This window comes from Methylobacterium sp. WL103 (genome assembly GCF_008039885.1).
GTDB lineage: Bacteria > Pseudomonadota > Alphaproteobacteria > Rhizobiales > Beijerinckiaceae > Methylobacterium > Methylobacterium cerastii.
This window is the reverse complement of sequence record NZ_VRUX01000850.1, coordinates 1-1,425: the sequence shown is the minus strand read 5'-3', so window position 1 is coordinate 1,425 and position 1,425 is coordinate 1. Positions and strand designations below refer to the sequence as shown.

The following is a 1,425-nucleotide window of genomic DNA, read 5'->3' as shown; positions in this document are numbered from 1 at the left end:
GGCCGGGCACCTGCGCGCGGCCGGCCTCCCCTGCCCCGTGGTCAGCGTCGGCTCGACGCCCACCGCGCGGTTCGCCAAGGATCTCGACGGCGTCACCGAGGTGCGGGCCGGCGTGTTCATGTTCGGCGACCTGTTCCAGGCCGGAATCGGCAGTTGCGGCGCCGACGACATCGCCCTGTCGGTGCTGGCCACCGTGATCGGCCACCAGGCGGCCAAGGGTTGGATCATCGTGGATGCCGGATGGATGGCCCTGTCGCGCGACCGCGGCACCGCGCGCCAGGCCGTGGACCAGGGCTACGGCATCGTCTGCGATCCCGCGGGGCGCCCCTACCCGGACCTGATCGTGCGCGACGCCAACCAGGAGCACGGCATCGTCGCCCTCCGCCCCGGGTCGAGGGCGGCGCTGCCGGAGCTTGCCTTGGGCGCACGCCTGCGCATCCTGCCCAACCATGCCTGCGCCACGGCGGCGCAGCACGCCTGCTACCACGTGCTCGACGCGTCCGGGCGCGTCTCGGCCACGTGGCCCCGCATCGCCGGCTGGTGACCTTTTCCATGACGCATCCAATCGCCAAGACGCATCCAATCGCCAAGACGCATCCAATCGCCAAGACGCATCCGATCGAACGCATCGCGACGAAGGCCGTACCGGAGCCCGCCGGCCATTACGCGCAAGCCACCGCGTGGCGCGACCTCGTCTTCGTCTCGGGCCAGCTCGGGCCTCGCCCCGACGGCAGCCACACCTTCGATCGCCCGTTCGAGGAGCAGGCGCGGCAGGCGCTCGCCAACGTGCTCGCCATCCTCGGCGAGGCCGGATGCGGGCCGGAGCGCGTGCTCAAGGTCACCGCCTACCTCGTCGGAGTCGAGAACTGGCCGGCCTTCGACCGGATCTATGCCGAGGCGTTCGGCGAGGCCCGCCCCGCCCGCGCGGTGGTGCCGGTGCCGGGCCTGCATCACGGCTACCTCGTCGAGATCGAGGCGATCGCCGCCCGGCCCGACCCGGCCTGATCACCGGTCCGCGCGGAGCCACCCCCTCAGAACCCATCGCCTCTCAGTACCGCTCGACCCAGGGGCGCAGCTCCAGCTCCTGGGTCCAGGCGCTGCGGTCCTGGCGCAGCACGTCGCGGTAGCTGCGGGCGATGGCCTCCGGGTCGAGGTGGCTGTCGGGCGCGTCCGGCGCCTCGGGCGCGCGGGCCGGATTCCGGATCGCGCCATCGATGACGAAGTGCGCGACGTGGATGCCCTGCGGCTGCAATTCGCGCGCGAGGCTCTGGGCCAGGCCGCGCAGGGCGAATTTGCCCATCGCGAAGGCCGAGGAGCCGGCGAATCCCTTCACGCTCGCCGAGGCCCCGGTAAGCAGGATGGCGCCGTGGCGGGCGGGCAGCATCCGCTTGGCGGCGGCCTGCGCCACCAGGAAGCCGCCGAAGG

The 1,425-nt window shown here is 72.7% G+C and carries 2 protein-coding genes and 1 pseudogene; 2 read left to right on the top strand and 1 reads right to left on the bottom strand.

Translation table 11 applies throughout. The annotated features are described in order from the left end of the window. Nucleotides 1–544, top strand: a pseudogene (locus FV222_RS26055) (DSD1 family PLP-dependent enzyme); the annotation flags it as partial. An 8-nt stretch (nucleotides 545–552) separates the two neighbouring features. Beyond that, nucleotides 553–1,005 carry a RidA family protein gene (locus FV222_RS26050; RefSeq protein ID WP_147816020.1) on the top strand — a complete coding sequence of 151 codons (453 nt, stop codon included), beginning with the start codon at nucleotides 553–555 and terminating at the stop codon, nucleotides 1,003–1,005. Nucleotides 1,006–1,048: 43 nt separating this feature from the next. On the opposite strand, the gene FV222_RS26045 is transcribed toward FV222_RS26050, so the two are convergent. Beyond that, nucleotides 1,049–1,425, bottom strand: a 377-nt coding sequence (locus tag FV222_RS26045) for an SDR family NAD(P)-dependent oxidoreductase (RefSeq protein ID WP_147816018.1), incomplete at its 5' end; no start/stop codon positions are given.